The organism is Salinirubrum litoreum, assembly GCF_020567425.1.
Lineage (GTDB): Archaea > Halobacteriota > Halobacteria > Halobacteriales > Haloferacaceae > Salinirubrum > Salinirubrum litoreum.
This window is the reverse complement of the sequence record NZ_JAJCVJ010000001.1, coordinates 174,402-198,257: the sequence shown is the minus strand read 5'-3', so window position 1 is coordinate 198,257 and position 23,856 is coordinate 174,402. Positions and strand designations below refer to the sequence as shown.

Genomic DNA, 23,856 nt, shown 5'->3' with positions numbered 1-23,856 from the left:
CTCCTGCAGAACGGCACGCCTGGCTGACGGACTTTTGTCCCCCCGGCACCTACGACCGGTGTGACCTACGCCGCCGTCGTCTTCGACCTCGACGACACCCTCTGCCGGCACGACCAGTCCGAAGAAGAGGTCTACGTCGGCGCGTTCGAGCGTGCCGGGATCGACCTGGTCGGCGAACCGACCGACCTCTGGCAGTCGCTGGAGGGCGCGCCCGACCCCGACGACACCGAGACGTATCTCGCACGCGGGTTCCGGCGGGTACTCTCGCAGTACGACGCCGACTCGGTTGCGACCGACGCGACGGCCGGGGACACCGATCCGGCACGCGCTCTCGCTCGCGGCTTCTCGGCAGTCGTCGACCACCGGCGCGTCAGTTTCCGCCCCGGCGCGGAGGCGGTGCTCGACCGCGCCCGCGAGACCGCACAGGTCGCGCTCCTGACGAACGGCCCGGAGCGCCGGCAGGCGATCAAACTCGACGCGCTGGGCATCGCCGACGCCTTCGACAGCGTCGTCTTCGCGGGCGACATGGACAACCGGAAGCCGCACCGCGACCCCTTCGACCGGGTGGTTCGCGAACTCGACGTCGCCGCCGACAGGACGCTGTACGTCGGCGACTCGCTGGAGTACGACGTGGGCGGCGCGCAGGGGGCCGGTCTGGACGCGGCGTGGACGCCGGACGGCGACGACCCGAACGACGTGACCGACGACCTCGTCGACACTGGCGACTTCTCCCCGGAGTTCGTCGTCCCGCGACTCGCCGACCTCCGGGTGATTCTCGACGAGGGACCGACCGCCGCAGTGCGTGACTCGCCCCGACGATGACCGACGACACGGACGACGAGAGACGAGCCACGACCGACGACGCGAGGACCGTCCTCGACCGCGAGTTCCCGGACAGAGAGATCGCCGGCCTCGCCACGTCGCCACGCGGGAACCGCAAGCGAACGGTCTTCGTGACCTTCGGAGACGGGAGTCGCGTCGTCGTCCAACTCGCGACGCTCCCGGTCGTCCGGACCGAGACAGCCCTGGCGAGACTGGTCGGTCGCCGGACCTCCATTCCGGTCCCGCAGGTTCGGGCGGTCGGCCAGATCGACGACCGGGGGTACGCGGTCACCGACGCGGTGCCCGGCGACGACCTGCACACCCGTTTCGCCGGCTTCGCCAGCGACCGTCAGCGGGCGCTCTGCCGCACCTTCGGGCGGGGACTCGCCGAACTCCACGAACTCTCCGAGTTCGACAGCTACGGTCCGGTCGCGTTCGTCGGCGACTGGGAGAAGTTCGTCGGCGGTGTCCGCCGGGGCGAGGACGCACCGGGACCCGACTCCTTCGGTGTCGTGAGTACCGACGAGAAACAGTGTGACGTCACCGCTCTCCCCGGCCGGACGCCGAGCGACGACTGGCACGCGTGGCTTCGGAACTACGTCGACACCGGACTCAGAGCACTCCCGGCCGAGTTCGACGACCTCCGGGACCGACTGACGACGGTAATCGACGCCGACGTCGCCGAGGACCGCGTCCCGCCCGCACCCACCTCGCGGCTCTTTCCGTGGGACTTCCGACCCGGCAACGCCCTCGTCGCCGACGACCGGGTGACGGCGATGCTCGACTGGGGCGAACCGCTGGCTGCCGACCCGGCGCTGTCGGTCGCCAAGACCGAGCATCTGCTGGCCGACTGGTACGTCGAACCGCCGGCGAACACCGACCTCCGGCGGGCCTTCCGGGCGGGCTACGAGTCGGTCCGGCCGATTCCGTCCGTGCCGAGCGCCTACCGCGTCGTCGCAGTCGTCCTCTCGGCCGTCGATTCGACGGGCGAGGTCACCCGCCCGCGCTACCCGGAACTGACCGGTGACGACGCCGTAGCGTTCCACCGAGAGCGCCTGCTCGCGGCGCTCGGTGACGCTGGCTGATACCGAGTCGGAGTCGGCGGTCTGCTCGGGAGCCGAACCCTCAAGACCGCCCGCGACCCACCTCCGGGTGTGAACACGGTTCGGAGCGCGGACTGGGTCGTCCTCGTCGCCTACGGCGAGATCGGCGTCAAGAGTTCGGGGGTCCGCCGGGAGATGGTCGAGACGCTGGCCGACAACCTCCGGGCGCTCCTCGCCGACCGCGACCTCGCCGCCGAAGTCGAGGCACGCTGGTCGCGCCTGTTCGTCCATCCTGCCGACTCCTCGACTGCTCCGGCGGACCGCGAGAGGGTTACGAGACTCGCCGAGGCCGTCGCCGACTGCGTCGGTGTCGTCTCGGCGCGACCCTCTCTCGCGTGCTCTGCCGAACTGGACGCAGTGCTCGACGCTCTGCGCGATTTCGCCCGAGATGCGCCAGCGGGCGACTCCTTCGCGGTGCGCGCCCGGCGCGTCGGCCCGGACGAGGCCCACGACTTCTCGGCCCGCGAGATCGAACGCGAGGGCGGATCACTGATCGAATCCGTCACCGGCGCGTCTGTCGATCTGGACGACCCGGACCGGACCTACCGCGTCGAAGTCCGCGAGGACACCGCCTTCGTCTCGGCACGCGAGTTCTCGGGTCCCGGCGGGCTTCCACTCGGGACGCAGGGGAAGTCGGTGCTCCTGTTGAGCGGGGGGATCGACTCGCCGGTCGCCGGCTACGAACTGCTGCGCCGGGGCTGTGAGATCGTCCCGTTGTACCTCGATCTCGGCGACTACGGCGGGCCGGACCACCGCGCTCGGGCGGTCGAGACGGCCCGCGTTCTGCGGCGGTACGCGCCCGACCGCCTCGACAGGCTGTGGGTCGCGCCGGCTGGCGATCTCGTCGCCGATCTCACCGATTCTGTGGGCGACACCCGGATGCTGTCGCTCCGGCGCGCGATGCTCGTGGTCGCAGAGTCGGTCGCACAGCGACTGGAGGCACACTCGGTCACCACCGGCGAGTCGCTCGGCCAGAAGTCGAGCCAGACCGGACCGAACCTCGCGGTGACGGACGCCGCCGTCTCGCTCCCGGTTCACCGCCCACTGCTGACGCGGGACAAGAACGACGTGACAGAGCAGGCTCGACGCATCGGCACGTTCGACGACTCGACGCTCCCGGTCGGCTGTGAGCGCGTCGCGCCGCCACACCCCGAGACGAACGCGACGCTGGCAGCGGTCGTCGCGGCGGAACCCGAGGACCTGCTGGAGCGAGCACGATCGCTGGCCGAGTCGGTCGAACCTGTCGACCTCTGAGCCGTCTGTCAGTCGCGCCGCCGGTCGGCGGTGTTCGGTCGCGCGGGGGACTCCGACCGGTCGGTGTCCCTGTCGCTATCGGACTCCGGTTCCCGCGACAGCCGGTAGTCCCGCGCCGTCAGCCAGACGAGTGCGCCGACCGTGAGCCAGCCGAGGGTCGCCGGCAGTACGGTGGTCGCCGGGTCGCGGACCAGCGTCCCCTCCGGCAGGATCGACAGCGCCGGGGCGACCCGGAGCCAGCCGAGTGTCGTCGCCGGATCGCGGGTGACGACCAGCGCGAGACACAGCGCCGCGAGGCCCGACGCGGTGAGACCGGCGACGACGAGCAGCGCCGGTCGTCTGTGGAGGAGCGGGGCGGTCGCGTCCGCGCCACCGTCGTCCGTCCCGTCACCGGCGTCGGCGCGCACGCCAGTCGTCCCGGCCGAGAACCCCGCTGGATCGGCACGCGGGAGCGCCGCCGCCGTCACCCCGTGGCAGAGGTAGAGTCCGAACAGCCCCGGCAGGGCGAGATACAGCGCGAGGTGAGTCGTGTCGGTGACGACCAGCGCGGCGGCCGGGACCGTCGTCGTCAGCACCGCCACGTCCGGCGCGCCGTGGCGGTTCGTCCGCGAGAGCGGCGGAAGCAGGTCGCCGAGGTCGTACAGCAGTCGTGTCGGTGCCCACGAGAACGCCAGCAGCCCCCCGGCAGTCGCCAACAGAATCGCCGGCTCTGCGAGCAGGCTCGCCCGGACCCGCAGGTACGAGGCGGCGGCATCTGCGAACGGGACGGTCGCGAAGACCAGACGCGTCCACGGGATGACGCCCAACGTGATCGTCGCGATCAGGGTGACGGCGACCCCGACCGCGAGCGTCACCCCGAGGAGGACACGCGGGAGCCAGCGCCGCGAGCCACGCGTCTCGCCCGCGAGGTTCGCCACGACCTCGACGCCGACGACGCCGAACAGCGCCACGAGCGTCGCGTCGCCGACCGCGCCGACCGGGTCGGCCCGGAGCGACTCGGTCGGGAGCAGTGGGACGAAGTTGCCGGGGACGATCGCCGGTAGGCCCGGCAGGAGCATCCCGAGCAGGAGTGCGGAGAGCGCGCCGGTCACGACCAGTTGGAGGCGCGCTGGCCACCGCACGCCGGCGAGGTGGAGTGCGGTGAGAAGCGCCAGGAGGCCGACCGCCCACTGGTCGGCCGCAGGGGTGGAGAGAATCGGACTGCCGCCACCGACCGCGCGAGCCAACCAGTCGCCGAGCCACGCCGCGAGCAGTGCGAGCAGGCCGACGTAGGCCGCCGGCTTCGTCCAGACGACGGCGAATGCGAGCGCCTCCGAGTCCCACGTCCGGGCGAGGTGGCGGTACGCGCCCCCGGGTCGGTCGCCGGTCGGCCCCGCGAGGAAGACTGCCCAGCAGACCGCGAGCGCCAGCGCGCCGGTGGTCGCCAGCAGGAACGCGACCGGGGTCGCGGGACCGGCGAGGTTCTCGACGCGGCGCGGGACGAAGACCACGCCCGCGCCGCAGAGTGCCCCGAGCGCGACCGCCGTGGCGTGTGCCGGCCCGAGCACGCGGTGCAGGTCGCCCATCCTCTCGTCCTGTGGTGTGTGGACACATAGCTCCCCCGGCGTCTGCGGTCGTCTCCCGACCGCTCGACTCCCGCCGACTCAGTCCCAGACGCGGAACAGGCCGGTGTCGAAGCGGTCGGTTCGGAGGAGTCCGACCGCGAACAGCCCCGCGACCGCGACCGCGAGCCAGTTGCCGAACGCGGCGTTGATGCAGCCCCAGAGGATGACGAAGCTCACCATGTCGTCCAGCATGAACTCACAGTCGTCGAGACGGGCGAGCAGGGCTGGTCGGTCGAAGCCGTAGTCTAACAGGCCGACCGCGACCGTCGCCGAGAGCACCCACCCGGCGTAGTTCGTCCACGGGACGCCGTAGTAGATCAGCGCGACCCCGGTCAGGTCGTACTCCCAGAAGCCGATCGCGACCGCGCCCGGATCGAGCACGAGGTCCATCGCCAGCACCGCCGCGATGACGGTCAGCAGGCGAACCGGCCCGGACTCCGCCCGGTCGCCCAGCAGGAGCAGACACAGCAGGTAGGCGTTCGCCACCAGCGGGATGAAGAACACCGGCAGGCCCAGTGGGACACCGCCGACCCGTGGCCCGAGGTCGACGACGTACTGGAAGGTGCCGTACGGATAACCGGTGTGGATGCCGACGTACTCGATGCCGTAGGCGTACAGCGCCAGCAGGCCGACCGCCCACCCCGTCTTCCGGGTGCCGGTCGGCAGGACGCCGACGATGAGCGGCGAGCGCATGACGAACGTGCCCGTCAGGATCAACAGGGGGTGGAACTTGAACGGCTCCGGCACGAGGTCAAGCGCGCTCCCGACGAGCAGAATCGCCCCGACCAGCGGGAAGAACACCGAGATGGTGAAGCGATTGTCTCGGATGAGGTCGTCGAGGAACGCCTCCAGTTCGGGCCGTGTCCGGGGAATCTCGGCCTGCCAGCCCTCCGCGAACCGGCCGTCAGCCATACAGTAACCTCCAGAGAGCGCCCATCGTCAGGAGCATCCCGACGAGGGTGTTCAGCGCCGGATACCACCAGTAGGCTCGCGTCACGTCGATGTCGGACCAGTAGATGCCGAAGACGACGACCGGGTACGCCAGCAGGAGCAGGGCGATCCGAATGTCGAGAGCACCGAACGCGACCGCCGAGGTGAGCCAGCAGACCGCACAGTAGGCGTAGGTGCGCTCCTCGCCCAGCACGGTCGCTGTCGTCCGGATGCCGGCCTCGCGGTCCGGTTCGATGTCGGGGATGGCCGAGAAGGTGTGCATCCCCATCGTCCAGAGCCACGCACCGGCCACGGCGGGCCACGGCGGGTGGACGCCGGCTATCGTCGCGTAGGCGGCCATCCCCGGCAGGACGTACAGGCCGTTCGACACCGAGTCGAGGAAGGGCGTCGTCTTGAACCGGAACGGCGGCGCGCTGTACTCGACCCCGAGCAGAAAGAAGCCGCCGAGGTAGAGCCACGCGACCTGCGGCGTGACGGCGAACGTGGCGAGGCCCAGCAGGCCACCGACGACGACCGCCCCGAGGACGAACCGGTCGCCGGACCAGCGTGCTTCTTTTCCCTCCTTCTTCGGGTTCGCCTCGTCCACGTCGGCGTCGAACACGTCGTTGACGCCGTACAGCAGGACGTTCGCCGGCAGGAGGAAGTAGCCGAACAGCGCGAAGCCGACCGGGAGGAACAGTTCTCCGACCGAGTCGGCGGCGAAGGCCACGCCGACGACGACCGGGCCGGCGAGGTAGAGCCAGAACCGGGGCCGCGAGAGCGTGAGCAGGTACCGCAGGCGGTCTGTGGCGGTCCCGGAGGCGCGCGGCGTGACCGACATCTACGCTCGACGGGTCGTCTTCGCGGTTCGCTCGCGGTCGGCCATCTCCTCGGCCGTGACCATCCCGCTGATGAGACACATCGGGACGCCGATGCCGGGTGTCGTGAACGATCCCGTGAAGTAGAGGCCGTCAACCGTCTCGGAGTGGTGTGGCGGTCGGAACAGCGCGGTCTGTCGGAGGGTGTGTGCGAGGCCGAGTGCGGTGCCCTCGCGGGAGTTGTACCGCGAGGCGAAGTCGTTCACGCAGAACGTCTCCTCCAGCACGATCCGGTCCCGGATGTCGACGCCGGTGTTGTCGGCGATGTCGTCCAGCACGAGGTTGCGGTACTCCTCGCGGAGTTCCGGCGTGTCCTCCAGTCCGGCCGCGATGGGCACCAGCGCGAACAGGTTGCTGTGGCCCTCGGGCGCGACCGAGTCGTCGGTCTGGGAGGGGACACAGAGGTAGTACGCCGGGTCGTCCGGCCACTGCGGGTCGTCGAAGATCTGCTCGAAGTGCTCGTCCCAGTCGGTCGGAAGCACCAGCGAGTGGTGCGCGAGGGGGTCCACGTCGCCCTCGACGCCCAAGTAGAGCAAGAACGCCGAGGGGGCGTAGGTCCGGGAGTTCCAGTAGTCCTCGTCGTACTGGCGCTTCTGCTCGGGGAGCAGTTCCTGTTCGGTGTGGGCGTAGTCGGCGTCGGAGACGACGAGATCCGCGAGGTAGTCGGCATCGTCGGTCTCGACTTTGAACCCGCCGCGCCGGCCTTTGATCGCGGTCGCGGGCGCGCCGGTGTGGTAGTCGACGCCGAGTTCGTCGCCCAACTCGACGATGGCGTCCACGACCGCGCCGAGACCCCCCTCGGGGTAGTAGACGCCCATGTTGAAGTCCACGTGGCTCATGAGGTTGTAGAGCGCCGGCGTGTTGGTCGGCGCGCCGCCGAGGAAGACCAGCGTGTACTGCATGATCTGCTGGAGTTTCGGGTGGTCGAAGTACTTCTCCACGTGGTCCTGCATCGACCCGAGCAGTGAGAGGCCCCACGCGTACTTCGCCAGCGAGGGGTCGAGGAAGTCCCCGACCGAGTTGCGGTCCTCGTAGACGAAGTGTTCCATCCCGATCTCGTAGTTCTCCTTCGACTTCTCGAGGTAGCGGTCGAGCGCGTCTGCCGCGCCGGGTTCGTAGCTCTCGAACACCTGTTTGTTGGTCTCCAGATCGGGGACCATGTCCACGCGGTCGCCGTCTTTGAAGAAGATACGGTAGTGGGGGTCGAGGCGTTCGAGTTCGTAGTAGTCGTCCGGCGACTTCCCGAAGTAGCCGAAGAAGTGCTCGAACACGTCGGGCATCAGGTACCACGAGGGGCCCATGTCGAACCGGAACCCGTCGCGTTCCAGTCGACTGGCCCGGCCGCCCAACTGCTCGTTCTTCTCCAGCAGGGTCACGTCGGCACCGGCGTCTGCGAGGTAGCAGGCCGTCGACAGCCCGCCGAAGCCACCGCCGATCACGACGACGGACTCGCCGGCGAGCGAGTCCAGGTCCGCGACTTCGTGCATGACAGGTCGTAGGGGCGTCTGTGGTATAAAACGACTGACTACGGGATGGCGGGTACGACTCGGGTTACCGAGTTGGCGGCGACTCGGGTAGATGAGTCGCGGACGACGAGAGGTGAAGTCCTTCGGCTGTTCCGGCTTCTGTCGAGTGAGTCGCGGACGACGAGAGGTGAAAGCCCCTGGTCTCTCGACCACTGTCAGAGGCAAGCTCTGACAAGCCTTCGTTCGCAGGCTCACGAAGACCTCCGGGACTCCACTGCGCGCTTCCCTCAGGCTGGCGGGCACACCCGCCAGCCCTCAGTCCAGTGTCGTCGGACGACCCGAGAGTCGCCCGACTGCTGGCGAGACATCCGGTCTCGCTCTGTCACCGGCGCGGCGCGCCGGTTTCCAGCGGGACCTCCGGTCCCGCCCGGCTTGCGTCGTCCGGGAGGGATCGAGAGACCGGCCCCTTTCAGTCCCACCCGGCGAAATCTGCGAAAGCTCGTGCACCTCGCGGTGGACCAGTCGGCTTCAGCGTGAGCGCCTCTCTGCGACCGTCGGCGTACCTGAGGCGGCCCCACGCCGCCGAAGTGCGCGAGACGAACTCGCGCCAGCCCGTTCGACTGGTCGCGTGCCGTGCGGCTCGGTAGCTCTGCGTTCACGAATACAGAAATCTCAGAGTCGCAGATTCGCGTTCAGACCGGCAGATCGGCGTCCGGATCGACCACCCGATCCACCTCCGGCGGCATCCGCCAGTCGGTCGTCAGTTCCAGCAGTTGCACCAGCATCCGGCCCGTCGCGCCCCAGACCGTGTAGCCGTCGACGTGGAAGAAGTGGAGGCGGATGTCGCCGTAGTGCGGGTGGTCCCGGCGCTCCGACTCGTAGTTCGCGCGGTCGGTCAGGTCGGCGACCGAGAGGACGACGATCTCCGCGACTTCGCGCTCGTCGGGCGAGTAGGTTCGGTCCGGCACGCGGGCGACGAACGGGCGGACCGAGTAGCTCGTGACCGTCTCGATGTCGTCGAGTCGCCCGACGATCTCCGCCTCGGTGGGGTCGAGGCCGATCTCCTCGTGTGCCTCCCGTAGGGCGGTCGCCGTCAGGTCCGCATCGCTCGGCTCCCGACCGCCGCCGGGGAAACTCATCTGGCCGGGATGCTCGCCGAGGTGGTCTGCGCGTTTCGTGAAGAGGAGGTGGGGGGCACCCTCGCGCGCCAGCACCGGCGCGATCACGGCCGCCTGTCGCTCGGCGTCCGTGACCGCAGTCGGCGCGTGGCGCGTCACCCCCGAGAGGTCCATACCTCACACAGTCGCCCGACGCTCTTAATCTTGCAGGCCCCCGCCGAATCTCGCCGGGAGACGCTCTGGGCTCTCACGAACTCTCACGCACTCACTCCTCCAGTGCGTCGTGGAGTCGCGCCTGGACGTCGTCGACCTCGACCGGTGCCCACACCTCCAGGTCGTAGCTCACGTCCAGCAGGTGATCGATCCGGTCGGCATCGTCGTCGTTCACCGCCCGCGCCGCGTCTGTCAGCAACCGCGAGGCGACCTGCCGACCGACGACCTCGCGGTCGACCGACCGCTCCGGCACGTCGAGGATGTGCGGCAGGTCCTCGGCGTTCTCCGGCAGCGTGGGGAACGCGACCGGCCCGACGACCAGCAGGTGGTCGTCGTCGCCGAGGTCACCCGCAGACAGGTCGTCCGCGCCGTTCCCGTCGGCGTCGGTCGGATCGTACTCCACCAGATAGTACTCCTCGATGGCGGTCTCGACCGCGCCCGACAGCGCCGCGGCGTTCGTCTCCTCACCCTGCTTGAACGCCAGTTCCGACAGCGCACGCTCCAACTCCGTCGGTGTGAGCGCCCCGAACAGGTCGACGATCCCGGCCAGTTCCTCGTGTGTCTCGCTCATGGCTCACTCCTCGTCTGTCGCTTCGTCCTCGTCCGTGTCGCGGTCGACACCACCGGCCGCCCGTGCCTCGGCCATGTCCTCGCTGGCGGCCTGTCGCACCTCGGCGGGCGTGATCGGCGCGTCGTCCCACGCCGGCAACCGGCGGTCGGGACCCGGTCGCCGGATCGCCTCGGCGTAGGTCGACACCTGTTCGCGCTCGCCGCTTCGGTCGTACTCCAACCCGTTGTACGCCGCGTCGGTCGCGTAGCGCCGCACGAAGTCGAAGCCGGTCTCGCGGTAACGCGCCGGAAGCGTCTCGTAGTCGGGGTCGACGCCGTGGTCGGTGACGACCCGCAGGATCGCCTCCCCAACCGTCTGGCTCATGTCAGACAGCCCGGTCGGTCCCGAGACGGCGCGGTGGTCGTGTTCGTACGCCCCCAGATCGACCTGCGCGCTCCGCCGGAAGCCCGCCTCGGCGAACGCCTCCCCGAGCGTGCCGACCTCCAGGCCCCACGACCGCTGGAACCGCACCGTGCGCAGGAGGTCCGAGGTGGCCGCGAACTCCCCGGCCAGCGCGTACCGGAACGACGCGAGGTAGTCGAGTACCGGCGCGTCGTGCTCGTCGGCCAGTGTCCGGACGAGCGGCGAGTAGAACAGCCGAAAGAGCCGCCCGTACAGCCGGTTGTTCTCGACGCGGGCGTAGTAGCCCTTCGAGAAGTCGTGGCCTTCGAGCAGAGGGTAGAGTAGTCGCGGGACGTACCACCGCGAGTAGGTCTTCGTGTCGGCGTCGTGGACGACGACGTACTCATCCGAGAGCGCCTGCCCGACCGCGAGCCACACGTCTCGGCCCTTCCCGCGCGTGCCGTCGAGGCCGTGGGCGTCCAACAGCGACTCGACGCGCGGGCCGGTACACCACAGCGTCTGGAGGTTCAGATCGTACTCCGCCAGCCAGTCGTGGAACTGCGCGACCTTGTCGGCCGGCGCGCGGAGCGGGACGATCACCCGCGCCGGGTCGACGCGTTCGAGTTCCGAGAGGACACGCTCGGCGGCAAGTCCCGCGTACTCCCGTTCCGTCATCGGGACGACGACCGCACACCGGTCGGTCGGTGTCTTCGGTCGCGGGTCCGCCAGATCGTGGAGCGTCGTGACGCGCTCTTGGACGTACTCCATCGTGTGTCGGTAAGCACGGTTTCGCAAAAAGCGGGGTGGTTCGCGTGCCGTCGTCGTCGCACGCCCCGCACTCAGGTCCGCGGTGTGGCAGCGAACGTCGGCCGGTGTCGGGGACGGCTCACTCCACCGGTTCCACGGGCCGGTACTCACAGAGGGTCCGCGACACCGGCGAGGCCGTGGCAGCCGAGACCGCCACGTCGGTCGTGATGGTCTCCACCAGCCGATCCAGGTCGGCGTCGTCCGCGACGCGGACCACCGCGAGGACGTTGTGGTGACCGGTCGTCTCGTAGACGGAGACGACGCCGGCGTGGTCGCCGAGCGTCTCGGCCGTCGCGGTCGGTTCCCGGCTCCGGAGGTGGAGCAGGACGGTCTGGAACCCGAGCGCGTCGTAGTTCACAGCGGGTTTGTAGCCGCGGACCACGTCGGTCGCCTCCAGTTTCGCTCGCCGGAACGAGACGGTCGCCTCCGAGGCGTCTGCGGCCGACGCCAGCGCGTCCACGCTGGCTCGTCCGTCTTCGAGCAGGTGTCTGAGGATCGCACGGTCGATGTCGTCGAACGACGACGACATCGAGTCAGACTGCCTCTGAGCCTGCCTCTCCCGTTCTGATCTGGTACGCCTCGGCCACGTCGACGACGAACACCTTGCCGTCGCCCTTCTCGCCGGTGTGGGCCGACTCGCGGATCGCCTCGACCACGTCCTCGTACGGCACGTCGGCGACGACACACTCGATCTTCGTCTTCTGGTGCAGATCGACGACGTACTCCTCGCCGCGCCACTGTCCTTTCTTCGCCGGTTGGCTCCCGCGACCGGACACGTCCGTCACGGTCAGCGAGGGCGCGCCGACCTCCGCGAGCGCCTGTTTCACGTCGCCCAGTTTGTCCGGCCGGATGTACGCCATCACCAGCTTCAGTTCCGGTTCACCGCCGTCTGTTCGGAGGGTCGCGTCAGTCGGGTCCATCGTCGTGTCGGTGTGTTCGTCCGCCTGCGTCTCGGTCCGTTCGTCAGTCATCTGCCTGTCCCCCGTACTCGCCGCCGTCCGTGACGGCCGGACGCTCGGGACGACTCGGTTCGCCGCCACCGCCGAACTCGGGGTACGCCGAGATCCCGTGTTCGCCCTGATCGAGACCCTCGGCCTCCTCCTCGGCGCTGACGCGCAGGCCGACGGTCACGTCGGCCAGTTTCGTGACGGCCATCGTCGCCAGCACGGTCCACGTCCCGATGACGAGGACGCCGATTATCTGCATGATCAGTTGGGTGAGGCCGCCGAAGCCGCCGACCGCGAACACCGGGATCAGGATCGTCCCGACGCCGCCCGCCGCGCCGTGGACCGCGAAGACGCCACAGACGTCGTCGATCTGCAGCGAGTCCACGACCCACCGGTACGCCGGCAGGACCAGCAGGCCGCCGATCAGGCCGATGACGAGCCCGCCCCACCACGTCACGTGCGGGACCGCGCCCGTCACCGCGACGAGTCCGGCCAGCAGGCCGTTCGCGGTCCACAGCGGGTCGGGTTTGCCCTGGAACCGAACCGAGGTGAACATCGCGCCGAGTGCGCCGGCACCCATGCCGAGCGTGGTGACGAGCGCGACTCTCCCGAGCGCCTCGCCCATGAACGCGATGGAGCCGTCACTCACCGAGAGGACGGTCGCCTGCGTCCCGACGTTGAAGCCGTACCAGCCGAACGCCAGCATCAGGGTGCCGAGCACCGCGAAGATCATCGAGTGGCCGGGGATGGGCTGGCTGTTGCCGGACTCGTCGAAGCGGCCGGTCCGCGACCCGACCATCTTGGCGACGACCAGGCCGGCGATACCGCCGACCATGTGGACGACGGTCGCGCCCGCGAAGTCGAGGTAGCCGGTGCCGAGTGCGGCACCGATGTAGCCCGATCCGGCCAGCAACCCGCCGGACCACGTCAGCCCCTGCACGACCGGGTAGATGACGGCCGTCATCGCACCGGCGATGACCGCGTAGGCCGTGAAGTCCATGCGCTCGGCGACTGCGCCGGAGACGATGGTCGCCGCCGTCATGGCGAACACCGCGCCGAACAGCCAGCCGATCCACGCGCCGGGCGTGTTGATGTACGAGAACGCCCCCGCCAGCGAACCCCCGCCGGGCGAGGTGAGGATGCCGATGACACCGGCGAGTCCCGCACCGACGATGAAGTAGACGAGGACACCGAGCGTCCAGTCGAGCATGTTCTTCATCAGCACGTTGCCGACGTTCTTCGCTCTGACCTGTCCGGCTTCGAGCAGTGCGAAGCCCGGTTGCATGAAGAAGATCAGGAACGACACGACGAGAATCCAGACGTTGTTGACGCCGGAGGCGATTGCCTCCAGATCAGCCCCGCTCTGCAGGAGCAGGTCGCCGATCATGCGTCACCCCCGATCGACGTGGTTCCACCAGCATCGCGTTCGTTTTCTACACGACCGTCCACAGAGTACACGAATTCGTGTACGTTACGTGACCTCATGTGCAAGAGACTCTCTGGAGGAAACACTGTATAAACTTTCGCTTGAGATACGAATATTTCGGCGCGTGACGAAGGACGTTCGGTCAGAATTAGATGGCGTCGGAAGAATATAAGGACGTACTACGTCCAGATTCGCGGACGTTCGTCCGGTTCGTTTTCGACGATCGTCCAGCGGAAGATTCCGTGAGTTCGCGGTCGGACTCGCGCGCACCGGCTACTCTGCGACCCTCGTCCGTGCTCGCAGACGGTCATTCCGCAGTCGCCGCCGACCGGTCGAGTCGTCCGGTCACCTGGAGCAGGACGAGGAGCACGACGACCGCACCGAGGCCGAACGCGAGTCGCGTGAAGACGGCGTCGTAGCTCATCCCGCTGTCCACGAGCGTCCCGACGACGACAGAGCCGGTCGCCTGAACGAGCATCATCCCGCCGCTGTAGACCGCGTAGGCGCTCCCCCGTGTCTCGTCCGGGAGGCTGTCGAGCAGGAAGGTGTCCATCGCGGGGAACAGCGAGTGGATGACGTAGCCGATGACGACCGTGACCGCCAGTACGGGGACGAGTTCCTCGACGCGAGTCAGCGCCAGCACGCTGCCGACGAACGCGGTCAGGATGGCGAGGATGTACGGGACGTGTGGCAGGCGGTCGGCGAGACGACCGCTGAAGAAGAAGGCCGGGACGCCGGCCGCGAAGACGAGCGTGACGGTGTTCTTGGCCGCAGTGCCGGACAGTCCCTTGGTCCCGGCGTACAGTTCGTAGAAGTTGAACAGCCCCTGCCAGACGAAGCCGGTCGAGCCGAGAAAGACGATGCCCAGCAAGACGATGCGCCACTCCTGTCTGAGCGCACCGAGCAGGTCACGGTCGTCGACGCTGGCCTGCGGCAGTGTCGTGTTCCGGGTCGCGAGAAACAGCACGACCGTCACGAGCGCGGCCGCCACGCCGATGCCCCGGAACGCCCAGCGCCAGTCCACGAGGAGCGCGAGCGTGACGACCGGAGCGGCCGCGACTGCCGCCAACTGGCTCGCGGTGCCGTGGACGCCCAGCGCGCGGCCGACGCGTTCGGGGTAGAGTTCGCTGACCAGCGGGTTCGCGGCGACGAAGTAGACTCCCGACGAGAGACCCATCAAGAGCGCGCCGGCCGCGAGCATCGGGACCGAGTTCGCGCTCGCCGTGAAGACGGACGCGCCGGTCAGCACCCCGCCGGTGCCGATGACGACCCGGTGGCGGGCGACGTACGTCAGGAGGATACCGGTCGGGATGCGCGGGAGGGCGCTCCCCACCCAGACGAGCGTGGCGATGAGACCGGCGGTCCCTTCGGTGATCTGAAACACGGCGATGAGTTCCTTCACCAGCGGCGCGAAGACGATGCGCGCGAGGTTGACGAGGAAGACCATCCCGCAGAGCGTCCCGAAGACCCGGCCTCGTGTCACATCGGGACTCTCTCGCGGGTGGTGTCAAGCCTTCCGACTCCGGAGCGGGCCACCGGCTTTTTTAAGCGCGGTCACGAAGGCCGAGATATGAAATCGACGCGGAAGGGTCTGCGCGACGGGGAACTGATGAAGGACACCTACGAGCGACTGAACTGCGCGGACTGTGAGAAGACGCTGAAGAAGAAGAACGACCCCGACGAGGTGTTCTCGGTCAGGACGTGTCCGGAGTGTGGCTCCGAGTGGAAGGAACTGCGCTGATCGACAGGCGGCACGACTGAAACGACGCTAGACCGACCCGGTCCCCGACGCGCCCCCTCTGCGAACCGATTCGACTCTGGCTCCATTCGACTCTCGTCCGACGACCAGTAACAGCAGACGACACACGCACCAGTCGACCGGGCTGGCGCGGCTTTCATGCCGCGCCACCGGTCGCAGGTAGGCACGACGCTGAAAGCGACTGGTCCACCGGGAGGTGCACGACGGGTCGTCACATCGTCGGGTGGGACTGAACGGGGCCGGCGGTCTCGTGAGCAGAGCGGGACCGGCTGTCCCGCAGGAAACCGGCGCGCCGCGCCGGTGACAGAGCGAGACCGAGGGTCTCGCTGGCAGTCGGCGCGGCGCGCCGACGACAGAACGGGACCGGAGGTCCCGCCAGCAGTCGGGCGACTCTCGGGTCGCCCGACGACACTGGACTGCAGGCTGGCGGGCTTACCCGCCAGCCTGAGGGAAGCGCGTGGTTCGAGAGACGCCGACGGCGTCTCTCGTCACCACGAGAGAGCTTCGCTCTCTCGAACGACAGGACGTCGCGGACAATCGAGACGCCGGGGGCTCTCACCTCTCGTTCTCGACACAGAACGAGTTCCCGTTCTCACGAGTAGATCAAACCTCTATTTCACCGTGACATTCCACCTCGATTTTCGCGCCGAAAACGAGACCGATCTCACCCGCAGAATCGACCCCAACCTCTCGGGCCGAATCGTCTACAACCTACAACTCGGGTTCGATGTAGACGACGCGCACCCGGCTGTCCGCCTGCTTCAACTTCTGTTCCAGCGCCGAGATGTCGTCGTCGATGTCGCCCGTCACCAGTTCCGGATCGAAACTCACGTCCGCCGTCACCAGCACCTTCTCCGGACCGACGAACACCGTCCGGAAGGTGTCGACGTGGGTCACGCCCTCGTGCTGACCCAGTAGTTCACGAAGCTCCGCCTCGACCGCAGAGGGGAGACTCTCACCGAGGATCAGCCGCTTGTTCTCCCACGCCAGCGCGAGCGCGAAGCCCATCAGCATGAGGCCGATCAACAGCGCCGTCACCGCGTCGAAGATCGGGTTGTTCAGGACGCGCGAGAGGACGACACCGACCAGTGCGAGACCAGCACCGACGAGTGCGATGGTGTCCTCGGTGAACGCCGTCAGGGTCGTCACGTCGCTGGTCTTCCGGAACGCTTCGCGGTAGCTCCCCCAGCCGTACTCGTCCATCGACGAGCGCAGGCCAGCGTTGGCCTTCGCCAGCGCGTAGGTCTCGAAGGCGATGGCCCCGAGCAGGACCGTGACGTTCACCCAGATCGGGTCGAAGCTGAACCCCAACAGACTCACCGGCTCCGGAACGCCGCCGTGCCCGCCGTGGACGATGGCGTTGTAGCCGTGTTTCGCGCTCTCCCAGCCCGCGATGCCGAAGAGCAGGACAGAGACGAGAAAGGAGTAGAAGAACTCCGCTTTCCCGTAGCCGAAGGGGTGGGCGCGGCTGGCGTCTTTCCCGCCGTACCAGATACCGACGAGGAGGAACACCTGGTTGCCGGTATCCGAGATGGAGTGGTACGTCTCCGAGAGCATGGACGGACTGCCCGTCACGAGAAAGCCGAGGAACTTCATGACCGCGATCGCCCCGTTGGCGATCAGGGCGGCGAGGACGACCGACTTGGATTCTGCCATTGGCGGGGACTCTCGGGGGACCGGGAAAGGCGTTCCGACAGCTTTTGCCCGCCCGACTGCCTCCCTCCGACTATGCTCGTCGTCGTCTCCGACACCCACGGTACCGACAGCCACCGACTGGACGGCAGGACACTCGACGCGGTCAGGGAAGCCGACCTCGTGATCCACGCGGGCGACCTGATGACCGAGACGGTGCTGGACGCCTTCCACGACGAGACCGACCGCCTCCTCGCGGTGTACGGCAACAACGACGACCGGGCGACCCGCGACCGAATCCCGGACGCCCGCGTCGTCGAGTACGGCGGCCTGCGCTTCGCCGTCACCCACACCCAGCGCGGCGGCGCGACCGCACTCTCGCTGTTCGGCCGGGAACGGGACGCCGACGCGGTGATCTTCGGCCACAGCCACAAGCCGGAAGTCGAGACAACCGGCGAGGTGCAACTCCTGAATCCGGGGAGTCACGCCGACCCGCGCAGGTATCGACCGGCACACGCCGAACTGGAACCGGTGGCCGACGCCGAGAACCCGACGCTCCGAGGTCGACTCGTCGCTCCGTCGGGCGAGGTGTACGAACAGTTCCGACTCTCGCAGCGACGTGTCTCGGAGTAAAGCGCCTCTCGGTGCGAGTGGTTCGGTCACCAGACCGGGAGGGTGGTCCGGCGCGTCGATCCGAGGGAGGGCCGAAGCGTCGGCGGGGGGAGGGCGACCGTGGAGGGCCGAAGTCGTGCAGGCGGGGGGACCTACGTGGGACCGCGACCCGGTGGGAGGGTGGTCGCACCTACACGTACACTCTACCGGATAAAGTACACTTGGTAAACTCAAAGACCCGTTTTACCTACCGACCCTCGGGTCGATCCGTGCTCACCGACGACCACGGAACCATCGAGCCGATTCACCGACCGATCTGTAGGTAGAGACCGGCGACGACCAGGACCGTCAGGCCACCGAGGAAGAACACCACGCCCGGCGGGAGCGCGGCGGCCGTATCGGCGATCATCTGCGGATCGGTCGTGTCGACGGCCGTCGTCGCAACTTCGGTCGGTGTGGACGTGGCAGTCGCCTCCGGGGTGGCACTCGGCGTCGACGTGGGTGCCGAGGTAGCGGTCTCGGTCGCGGTGCTGGTGGGTGCCGAGGTAGCGGTCTCGGTCACCGTCTCCGTCGCTCCCCCTCCGGCGTCGGTCGTCGTGGTCCCACCGGGTGCGTCGGTCGTCGCCGCCTCCGCCTCTGTCGTCTGTGACTGGTACTCGGTCGCGTCGGTCGAGACGTTCTCGCCGGCGCCACCGTCGTCGGCCGCGCCGCCGGACTCCGCGCTGTCGGCACCGCCGCCTGCACCGAGGCCGAACAGATCCGCAGTCGGTCCGCCGAGGAGTCGGTCCACGACCACGCTGGCGAGGGCGAGGACGCCGACACCGCCGAGCAGGCTCTTGAGCGCCGACCTCAGTCCGGTCGTCTCCTGCTCGCGCCCGGCGAAGACCACCAGCGCGCGGTCTGCCGGCGCGTACACCTTCATCTCTCTGCCTTTCTCGGAGTACACCGTGTCGACGACCTCGATCACGTCCGCGTCGGAGAGGTTCTCGATGTGGTACTGGACGTTCTGCAGCGAGGTGTCGACCCGGTCGGCGAGCGCCGACGGACTGGCCGGGTCTTCGTGGAGTTCTGCGAGGACGCTGCGCGCGGTACGAGAGGAGAGCGCCGAGATGAGGTCGTCGGCCGCGTCACTGTCCAGGCCGACGACCTTCGGATCGTCGCTCGCGGGACCGGCGGCGTCGGACCGGGAGGGCAACAGGTCCGCCATCTACCGCCGGATTGCCGACCGGGCGACAAGAACTTTCTCCCTCCGAGTGTGCGGGGGCGGCCGCCGGCCGTCCCCGAGGCGGTAGCCGAAACGACTTTACTTCGGCCGGGGGAAGCCGCGAGTATGCTCGCTGTCGTCCCTCTGCAACTGCTCGACGGTCTCGTCGAGTTTCTCACGGGGAATCTGATCTTCGTCGGCCTCGTCGCCATCCTGCTGTTGTTCGTCTTCTTCAGCTACCTGTTCGTCCGGCGGACGCTCCTCAGTGCGGCCGAGGGCTACCAGAAGGGTCGCAAGTAGCGACCCGGTTGCCGACGGGAACCGGTCAGCGCTCCGACCCCTTCCACGGTAATTTATGAGCCATCCGAAAGCAGGGGCGGTATGCACAGACTGATCGGCGAGCGGGGGTTGGCCGACTCGTGGCTCACGCCGGACGACGCTCGTGCCGGCCTGCGGGACATGGTTCGGACGCGACGGTTCGACGAGCGCGCACTGGCGCTCCAGCGCAGAGGGTGGATGAGTGGCTACCCGCCGTTTCGAGGACAGGAAGCCTCGCAGGTCGGCGCGGCCCACGCGATGCGCGACGCCGATTGGCTCGTCCCGACCTACCGGTCGAACGCGCTCCAGATCGCTCGGGGCGTCCCGATGTCGGACATCCTCCTCTTCCGGCGGGGCTACCCCGAGTTCGTCTCGGACCACGACGTGCCGGTGCTCCCGCAGGCGGTCCCCATCGCCTCGCAGATTCCCCACGCGGCCGGACTGGGGATGGCGCGCAACTACGCCGGCAACGACGAGGCCGTCCTCGTGTGCTTCGGCGACGGCGCGACCTCGGAGGGCGACTTCCACGAGGGACTGAACTTCGCGGGCGTCTTCGACGCGCCGGTCGTCTTCTTCTGTGAGAACAACGGCTGGGCCATCTCCCTGCCCCGCGAGCGCCAGACCGCCAGCGACTCGATCGCGGTCAAAGCCGAGGCGTACGGCTTCGAGGGCGTGCAGGTGGACGGCAACGACCCCTTCGCAGTGAGAGAAACCGTCACCGAGGCGCTGGCAGACGCCCGCGACGGGAAGCCGGTGCTCGTGGAGAGCATGACCTACCGACAGGGGGCGCACACGACCGCCGACGACCCGAGCCAGTACCGCGACGAGGAACCGGACGACGTCCCCGAGTGGCGACTCCGCGATCCGATCGAGCGTGCCGAGGAGTTCCTGCTCGGCGAGGGGGTGATCGACGAGAACTTCGTCGAGCAGGCGCGCGAGGAGGCGACCGAGGAACTGGCCGAGGCGGTCGAGACCGCCGAGTCGACGCCGGAACCCGATCCTGACGACCTGTTCGAGCACACCTACACCGAGATGCCGGCACCGCTCAGAGAACAGCAAGAAGAACTGCACGACTACCTCTCGCGGCACGATCCGGTCGAACTGGATCGGTAGACCGTCGGTGTCGGCTCCCGCCGGCGCGTCGGCCGTCACAGGGTCGGTGGCTCAGACGTAGCCCAAGTCTTCCAGCCGATCTTCCAACTCCTCGTCGTCGGACTCCGAGAGAGACGCCGTCTCGCCGGCCCGCACCGTCCGGCGCTCACCGATGTCGATCGTGGCCCACGGCACCTCCACGAGTTCCCGATTTCTGATCCCTCTCGGGTGGCCGTACACTCGCAGTGGAATCGGGAAGGTGCGCTCGCCGAGCATGTTCCCGTGGTCGGAGGTGAGCACGACCCGGCCCTCGACGTCGGCCAACAGGTCCTCGACCGCGTCGAGCACGAGTCGCAGGTTGTCGCCGTAGGCGCGCCAGAGGTCGTCGCGGTCGACTCGCCCCATCCACAGCGCGTCCCACGGGGTGTAGGGTCGCTGGCGCTTCCCGTCGCTGGCTTCCGAACCGTCTCCCTCGTGACGCTCGCCTTCGATCTGCCAGCCCGCGAACGACAGCGAGTGCTCGCCGACGAAGGGGTGGTGCGGTTGCATGAAGTGGGCGATCACGCGCTTGTCGGGGTAGTCGCGGTGGGCCTGTTTCGCGGCCTCCACGACCGCCTCCGGGCGGACCGTCTTCGCCGCGTCGTCGAAGTCGGTGTCCCACACCTCGATCAGGCGGTGGAAGGCGTCGCTGGCCTCCCGCGAGACGTAGGGGTTCGAGGTGACGTACACCGTGTCGCCGAAGTTCCCTCCCGAGAAGTTCTCCCGGACCCACTCGCGAGTCGTCGATCCTCTGCTCGTCACCGTGCGGTAGTCGTCGTACCCGCCGACGGACGCGACTTCCTCGAACAGATCGACGCGGCAGGCGTCCAGCAGGATCAGGGTGTCCCAGTCCTCGTCCATCACGCGGACCGCGCCGTCTCTGCGGGGGTAGACGTTCGTGTGGAAGGGACCGACGAGGAACTCGAAGACGCGCTCACGCCACCAGTAGGGGTCGTCCCAACTGTCGCGCAGGCCGGTCCAGACGTACGACGCGGTGTCCGCGAGTCCCATGCTGTCCGGACAGGCGACCGGCCGGACATAAAGCGCTTCGACATCGGCGAGTACTCGGACTCGGCTTCGACCGCCTCACTCCTGTCGTGACTCAGCCCAGCCCCAGCAGATTACTCGTCCACCGAAGGACCTCGCTCCCGGCGAACAGGCCACCCTCGGGGCGGGAGAGTCGCCGGCCGGTCCACATCGCGGTGACCGCGACGACTGTGACGACCAGCAACCACACGACGCTCCCCAGTGCCTCGCCGGTGACGACTGCGGGACTGATCAGCGCCGCCAGTCCGACGACACCGAGCGCGTTGAAGACGTTCGAGCCGACGACGTTCCCGACCGAGACGCCCGCGCTCCCGCGTCGGAGCGCGACGAGCGACACCGCGAACTCCGGCGTCGAGGTCCCCCCGGCGACGACCGTCGCGCCGATCGCCCACTCCGACAGCCCACCGGCACGCGCCAGCGAGACCGCAGACTCCACGAGGAAGTGCCCGCTGACGAGGACGACTGCGAGGCCGCCGAGCGTGAGTGCGAGCGTCCGGAGTCTGCTCTCGGTCGCTACGCGCTCGGCGACCGCACCCGGTGGAACGGCGGCGATGCCGGCGGTCGCCGACTCGGTGCCGCCGTTTTCGACCGGCGACCCGGTCTTACCGTCTTCGACCGGCGAATCGGAGTCGCCCGACTCGTCGGTCTCATCCACTGAGTCCGACTCCTCGGGTGTCGTCCTGAGGAGGTAGGCGGTGTAGGCGATCATCAGTCCCACCGCGAGTAGCCCCTCGATCCGACTCACGCGCAGATCGACGAGGAACCCCGCGAGCAAGAACGTCGCGCCGAGGAGGACGACCCCGTCGCGCTTGACGAGCGAGCGCGTGATCGGGATCACCCGCACCAGCGAGACGACACCGAGGATGAAGGCGAGGTTGTAGACGTTGCTCCCGACGACGTTCCCGATCGCCACGTCGCCCGCGCCGACGAGTGCGGCGTCGACGCTGACGACCAACTCGGGCGTCGAGGTGCCGACCGCGACGAGCGTCAGGCCGATCACCGTCTCCGAGAGGCCGATCCCACGGGCGAGGCGGACCGACCCGTCCACCATCGTCCGTGCGCCGAGCCACAGGCCGAGGACGGCGACGACGACGATCCCGATGTCGACCGCGACTGAGGTCGTGACCACAGGCCGACGAGGACCGCGAGGAACTTGAAAACAGGTGGCGACAGCGACCCGGCGATCGGTTCGCGTGCGTGGATCAGTCCCGACGCCGCGACAGCGGCCACTGGAGCGTCCAGGCCGACCAGTAGAACTCGACGGTGACCCACAGGCCGGCGACACCGAACATCCCGACCACGGTCAACACGTCGCGGAAGCCGATCCACGCCGGCATGATGAACACGACGCCGTTCACCAGCAGACTCGGCAGACTGTCGCGGATCACGGTCCAGAGCTGTCTGGAGGGGTTCGTGCGCTTCTGTTCGACCTCGACGTCGCCCGAGACGCCCACGTCGCCGACGGTCGGCAGGCCGAGTTCGCGGGCCGTCTCGCCGCCGGTACTCTCGTCGCCGGTGCCGAGGCGTTCTGACTCGTAGGGCGTGTCCACCGGCACCTCCCAGACGATCTCACCCTGCTGGTTCAACTCGAAGACGCGCCGGCCGTTCGAGTCGGTGACGAGCGTGTGGCCGTTCGGGAGGCGGTCGGCGTCGCGGGGCCACTGGATCTCGGCGCTGGTGTAGCCCCACGTCCGGACCCACTCGCCGTCCTGGCGCTCGTACTCCACGAGGCGGTTGTTCTCGGAGTCCGCGACGAGCAACGCCGGCCCGCCGCGCTCGGCGGGGATGTAGTCCGGGTTGTGCTGTTCGTACAGCGTCGAGTACTCGTCTTCCGAACCCAACGTCCAGTTCTCCTCCATTCCGGTCTCGGGGTCGATGAAGACGACCTGATCTTGGTTCCGGAGACTGACGGTGATCCGGCCGTCGTCCAACTTCTCCACGTCGTTCAGGTGGGTCCAGTCGTCGGGGTAGAAGCCACCCGACTGGATCGAAAACTCGGACTGCGCGTCCCACTCCCACGTCGTCAGGCCGGTCGTCGTGTTGACGACGAACACGCGGTCCTTGGCGATGTCGGCGATCAGCAGACGGTCCTCGCCGAGGCGGTCCACGTCGTGCCAGTCCTTGTGCGTGACGCGGTCGAAGACGTGGGTCTCCTCGCCGGAGGTGAGGTTCACCCGAACCACCGAGTTCAGGATGCAGTTGTCGCGGCCGGCCTCGACCGGACACTTCTCCTTCGGCAGTTCGCGGGAGGCGACGTACTCGACAGTCTTCGGTTGGCCCTCGACCGGGTCCACGTCGAAGAACTTCCGGAAGCTACTGTTGTAGTACAACACCCGGCCCTCCTCGCCGAAGGCGACGATCTCGGCCTGGCTCCCGGGTCGTGAGGAGGTGGTGATCACGGTCGCGCCGTCGCGGGGCGGGGCGACCTGGTCGCGCTGGTCGTAGGGCAGATCGGCCTGCTGTGCGAGGTCGGCCTCCCCGCCGCGTTCCGTGGCGGTGAGGTAGCCGTTGACGAGGAAGCCGAGCGAGACCACGAGCAGGAGCGCGAAGCCGATCCGCACGTGTCGTTTCGTCAGCCAGTTCGGAGTGGAGGGCAGGTCGTCGCGTGACGGCATCTGGCGGGAAGTTGCGGG

The 23,856-nt window shown here is 68.4% G+C and carries 23 protein-coding genes; 7 read left to right on the top strand and 16 right to left on the bottom strand.

Annotated features, from left to right (window positions below; genetic code table 11):
- Nucleotides 1–60 precede the first annotated feature (60 nt).
- The 3 genes from LI337_RS00900 (at nucleotide 61) to LI337_RS00890 (ending at nucleotide 3,179) form a co-directional block, all read left to right on the top strand.
- Nucleotides 61–822 carry an HAD family hydrolase gene (locus tag LI337_RS00900; protein ID WP_227227827.1) on the top strand — a complete coding sequence of 254 codons (762 nt, stop codon included), beginning with the start codon at nucleotides 61–63 and terminating at the stop codon, nucleotides 820–822.
- Entirely contained in the window at nucleotides 819–1,907 is a 1,089-nt protein-coding gene (locus tag LI337_RS00895; protein WP_227227826.1) for a phosphotransferase family protein, read from the top strand. The genes LI337_RS00900 and LI337_RS00895 overlap by 4 nt, the downstream gene beginning before the upstream one ends.
- A 69-nt stretch (nucleotides 1,908–1,976) precedes the next feature.
- Nucleotides 1,977–3,179 (top strand): tRNA sulfurtransferase, encoded by a 1,203-nt coding sequence (locus LI337_RS00890; protein WP_227227825.1) that lies wholly within the window; start codon nucleotides 1,977–1,979, stop codon nucleotides 3,177–3,179.
- 8 nt (nucleotides 3,180–3,187) lie between these two features.
- On the opposite strand, the gene LI337_RS00885 is transcribed toward LI337_RS00890, so the two are convergent.
- The 11 genes from LI337_RS00885 to LI337_RS00835 all read right to left on the bottom strand — a co-directional run bounded on the left by LI337_RS00885 (nucleotide 3,188) and on the right by LI337_RS00835 (nucleotide 14,967).
- A complete protein-coding gene (locus LI337_RS00885) occupies nucleotides 3,188–4,744 on the bottom strand; it encodes an APC family permease (RefSeq protein ID WP_227227824.1) in 1,557 nt (518 codons plus the stop codon).
- A 78-nt stretch (nucleotides 4,745–4,822) separates the two neighbouring features.
- The gene (gene cruF, locus LI337_RS00880; RefSeq protein ID WP_227227823.1) at nucleotides 4,823–5,695 is read right to left on the bottom strand and encodes a bisanhydrobacterioruberin hydratase; all 873 of its coding nucleotides are present in this window, start codon (nucleotides 5,693–5,695) and stop codon (nucleotides 4,823–4,825) included.
- Complete coding sequence (locus tag LI337_RS00875; RefSeq protein ID WP_227227822.1) at nucleotides 5,688–6,554, bottom strand: prenyltransferase; 867 nt, start codon at nucleotides 6,552–6,554, stop codon at nucleotides 5,688–5,690. The genes cruF and LI337_RS00875 overlap by 8 nt, the downstream gene beginning before the upstream one ends.
- On the bottom strand, nucleotides 6,555–8,078 hold the full coding sequence (locus LI337_RS00870) for a phytoene desaturase family protein (protein ID WP_303645184.1): 1,524 nt from the start codon (nucleotides 8,076–8,078) through the stop codon (nucleotides 6,555–6,557).
- Nucleotides 8,079–8,749: 671 nt separating this feature from the next.
- The gene (locus tag LI337_RS00865; protein ID WP_227227821.1) at nucleotides 8,750–9,349 is read right to left on the bottom strand and encodes an NUDIX hydrolase; all 600 of its coding nucleotides are present in this window, start codon (nucleotides 9,347–9,349) and stop codon (nucleotides 8,750–8,752) included.
- A gap of 91 nt (nucleotides 9,350–9,440) precedes the next feature.
- The gene (locus LI337_RS00860) at nucleotides 9,441–9,959 is read right to left on the bottom strand and encodes a DUF7109 family protein (RefSeq protein ID WP_227227820.1); all 519 of its coding nucleotides are present in this window, start codon (nucleotides 9,957–9,959) and stop codon (nucleotides 9,441–9,443) included.
- 3 nt (nucleotides 9,960–9,962) lie between these two features.
- Nucleotides 9,963–11,108: a glycosyltransferase family protein gene (locus LI337_RS00855; protein WP_227227819.1), complete on the bottom strand. Its 1,146-nt coding sequence runs from the start codon at nucleotides 11,106–11,108 to the stop codon at nucleotides 9,963–9,965.
- A gap of 118 nt (nucleotides 11,109–11,226) precedes the next feature.
- Nucleotides 11,227–11,676 carry an Lrp/AsnC family transcriptional regulator gene (locus LI337_RS00850; protein ID WP_227227818.1) on the bottom strand — a complete coding sequence of 150 codons (450 nt, stop codon included), beginning with the start codon at nucleotides 11,674–11,676 and terminating at the stop codon, nucleotides 11,227–11,229.
- Between the two features lie 4 nt (nucleotides 11,677–11,680).
- Nucleotides 11,681–12,118 carry a P-II family nitrogen regulator gene (locus LI337_RS00845; protein ID WP_345777720.1) on the bottom strand — a complete coding sequence of 146 codons (438 nt, stop codon included), beginning with the start codon at nucleotides 12,116–12,118 and terminating at the stop codon, nucleotides 11,681–11,683.
- Nucleotides 12,111–13,481, bottom strand: coding sequence for an ammonium transporter (locus LI337_RS00840; RefSeq protein ID WP_227227817.1), 1,371 nt, complete (start codon nucleotides 13,479–13,481; stop codon nucleotides 12,111–12,113). The genes LI337_RS00845 and LI337_RS00840 overlap by 8 nt, the downstream gene beginning before the upstream one ends.
- Nucleotides 13,482–13,827: 346 nt before the next feature.
- Nucleotides 13,828–14,967: an MFS transporter gene (locus tag LI337_RS00835; RefSeq protein WP_264474876.1), complete on the bottom strand. Its 1,140-nt coding sequence runs from the start codon at nucleotides 14,965–14,967 to the stop codon at nucleotides 13,828–13,830.
- Between the two features lie 123 nt (nucleotides 14,968–15,090).
- Between LI337_RS00835 and LI337_RS00830 the strand changes: the two genes are divergently transcribed.
- A complete protein-coding gene (locus tag LI337_RS00830; protein ID WP_227227815.1) occupies nucleotides 15,091–15,261 on the top strand; it encodes an HVO_0758 family zinc finger protein in 171 nt (56 codons plus the stop codon).
- Between the two features lie 729 nt (nucleotides 15,262–15,990).
- On the opposite strand, the gene LI337_RS00825 is transcribed toward LI337_RS00830, so the two are convergent.
- On the bottom strand, nucleotides 15,991–16,935 hold the full coding sequence (locus LI337_RS00825) for a cation diffusion facilitator family transporter (protein ID WP_227227814.1): 945 nt from the start codon (nucleotides 16,933–16,935) through the stop codon (nucleotides 15,991–15,993).
- A gap of 72 nt (nucleotides 16,936–17,007) precedes the next feature.
- On the opposite strand from LI337_RS00825, the gene LI337_RS00820 reads away from it, so the two are divergent.
- Entirely contained in the window at nucleotides 17,008–17,544 is a 537-nt protein-coding gene (locus tag LI337_RS00820) for a metallophosphoesterase (RefSeq protein WP_227227813.1), read from the top strand.
- Between the two features lie 283 nt (nucleotides 17,545–17,827).
- Here the strand turns inward: LI337_RS00820 and LI337_RS00815 are convergent, their stop codons facing one another.
- A complete protein-coding gene (locus LI337_RS00815; RefSeq protein ID WP_227227812.1) occupies nucleotides 17,828–18,730 on the bottom strand; it encodes an ArsR/SmtB family transcription factor in 903 nt (300 codons plus the stop codon).
- Nucleotides 18,731–18,853: 123 nt separating this feature from the next.
- On the opposite strand from LI337_RS00815, the gene LI337_RS00810 reads away from it, so the two are divergent.
- The gene (locus tag LI337_RS00810; protein ID WP_227227811.1) at nucleotides 18,854–19,027 is read left to right on the top strand and encodes a DUF7859 family protein; all 174 of its coding nucleotides are present in this window, start codon (nucleotides 18,854–18,856) and stop codon (nucleotides 19,025–19,027) included.
- Nucleotides 19,028–19,108: 81 nt separating this feature from the next.
- Entirely contained in the window at nucleotides 19,109–20,158 is a 1,050-nt protein-coding gene (locus LI337_RS00805; RefSeq protein ID WP_227227810.1) for a thiamine pyrophosphate-dependent dehydrogenase E1 component subunit alpha, read from the top strand.
- A gap of 51 nt (nucleotides 20,159–20,209) precedes the next feature.
- Here the strand turns inward: LI337_RS00805 and LI337_RS00800 are convergent, their stop codons facing one another.
- The 3 genes from LI337_RS00800 to LI337_RS00790 form a co-directional block, all read right to left on the bottom strand.
- On the bottom strand, nucleotides 20,210–21,187 hold the full coding sequence (locus LI337_RS00800) for a hypothetical protein (protein ID WP_227227809.1): 978 nt from the start codon (nucleotides 21,185–21,187) through the stop codon (nucleotides 20,210–20,212).
- Nucleotides 21,188–21,278: 91 nt separating this feature from the next.
- A complete protein-coding gene (locus tag LI337_RS00795; RefSeq protein WP_227227808.1) occupies nucleotides 21,279–22,352 on the bottom strand; it encodes a calcium/sodium antiporter in 1,074 nt (357 codons plus the stop codon).
- 73 nt (nucleotides 22,353–22,425) lie between these two features.
- Complete coding sequence (locus tag LI337_RS00790) at nucleotides 22,426–23,838, bottom strand: aryl-sulfate sulfotransferase (RefSeq protein WP_227227807.1); 1,413 nt, start codon at nucleotides 23,836–23,838, stop codon at nucleotides 22,426–22,428.
- Nucleotides 23,839–23,856: the final 18 nt, after the last annotated feature.

Coding starts and splice junctions, on each gene's coding strand:
- cruF (WP_227227823.1), bottom strand. CDS start 5,695: ATGGCTGACGGCCGGTTCGCGGAGGGCTGGCAGGCCGAGATTCCCCGG.
- LI337_RS00865 (WP_227227821.1), bottom strand. CDS start 9,349: ATGGACCTCTCGGGGGTGACGCGCCACGCGCCGACTGCGGTCACGGAC.
- LI337_RS00815 (WP_227227812.1), bottom strand. CDS start 18,730: ATGGCGGACCTGTTGCCCTCCCGGTCCGACGCCGCCGGTCCCGCGAGC.
- LI337_RS00820 (WP_227227813.1), top strand. CDS start 17,008: ATGCTCGTCGTCGTCTCCGACACCCACGGTACCGACAGCCACCGACTG.
- LI337_RS00855 (WP_227227819.1), bottom strand. CDS start 11,108: ATGGAGTACGTCCAAGAGCGCGTCACGACGCTCCACGATCTGGCGGAC.
- LI337_RS00830 (WP_227227815.1), top strand. CDS start 15,091: ATGAAATCGACGCGGAAGGGTCTGCGCGACGGGGAACTGATGAAGGAC.
- LI337_RS00885 (WP_227227824.1), bottom strand. CDS start 4,744: ATGGGCGACCTGCACCGCGTGCTCGGGCCGGCACACGCCACGGCGGTC.
- LI337_RS00840 (WP_227227817.1), bottom strand. CDS start 13,481: ATGATCGGCGACCTGCTCCTGCAGAGCGGGGCTGATCTGGAGGCAATC.
- LI337_RS00875 (WP_227227822.1), bottom strand. CDS start 6,554: ATGTCGGTCACGCCGCGCGCCTCCGGGACCGCCACAGACCGCCTGCGG.
- LI337_RS00895 (WP_227227826.1), top strand. CDS start 819: ATGACCGACGACACGGACGACGAGAGACGAGCCACGACCGACGACGCG.
- LI337_RS00845 (WP_345777720.1), bottom strand. CDS start 12,118: ATGACTGACGAACGGACCGAGACGCAGGCGGACGAACACACCGACACG.
- LI337_RS00850 (WP_227227818.1), bottom strand. CDS start 11,676: ATGTCGTCGTCGTTCGACGACATCGACCGTGCGATCCTCAGACACCTG.
- LI337_RS00835 (WP_264474876.1), bottom strand. CDS start 14,967: ATGGTCTTCCTCGTCAACCTCGCGCGCATCGTCTTCGCGCCGCTGGTG.
- LI337_RS00805 (WP_227227810.1), top strand. CDS start 19,109: ATGCACAGACTGATCGGCGAGCGGGGGTTGGCCGACTCGTGGCTCACG.
- LI337_RS00870 (WP_303645184.1), bottom strand. CDS start 8,078: ATGCACGAAGTCGCGGACCTGGACTCGCTCGCCGGCGAGTCCGTCGTC.
- LI337_RS00825 (WP_227227814.1), bottom strand. CDS start 16,935: ATGGCAGAATCCAAGTCGGTCGTCCTCGCCGCCCTGATCGCCAACGGG.
- LI337_RS00860 (WP_227227820.1), bottom strand. CDS start 9,959: ATGAGCGAGACACACGAGGAACTGGCCGGGATCGTCGACCTGTTCGGG.
- LI337_RS00810 (WP_227227811.1), top strand. CDS start 18,854: ATGCTCGCTGTCGTCCCTCTGCAACTGCTCGACGGTCTCGTCGAGTTT.
- LI337_RS00800 (WP_227227809.1), bottom strand. CDS start 21,187: ATGGGACTCGCGGACACCGCGTCGTACGTCTGGACCGGCCTGCGCGAC.
- LI337_RS00790 (WP_227227807.1), bottom strand. CDS start 23,838: ATGCCGTCACGCGACGACCTGCCCTCCACTCCGAACTGGCTGACGAAA.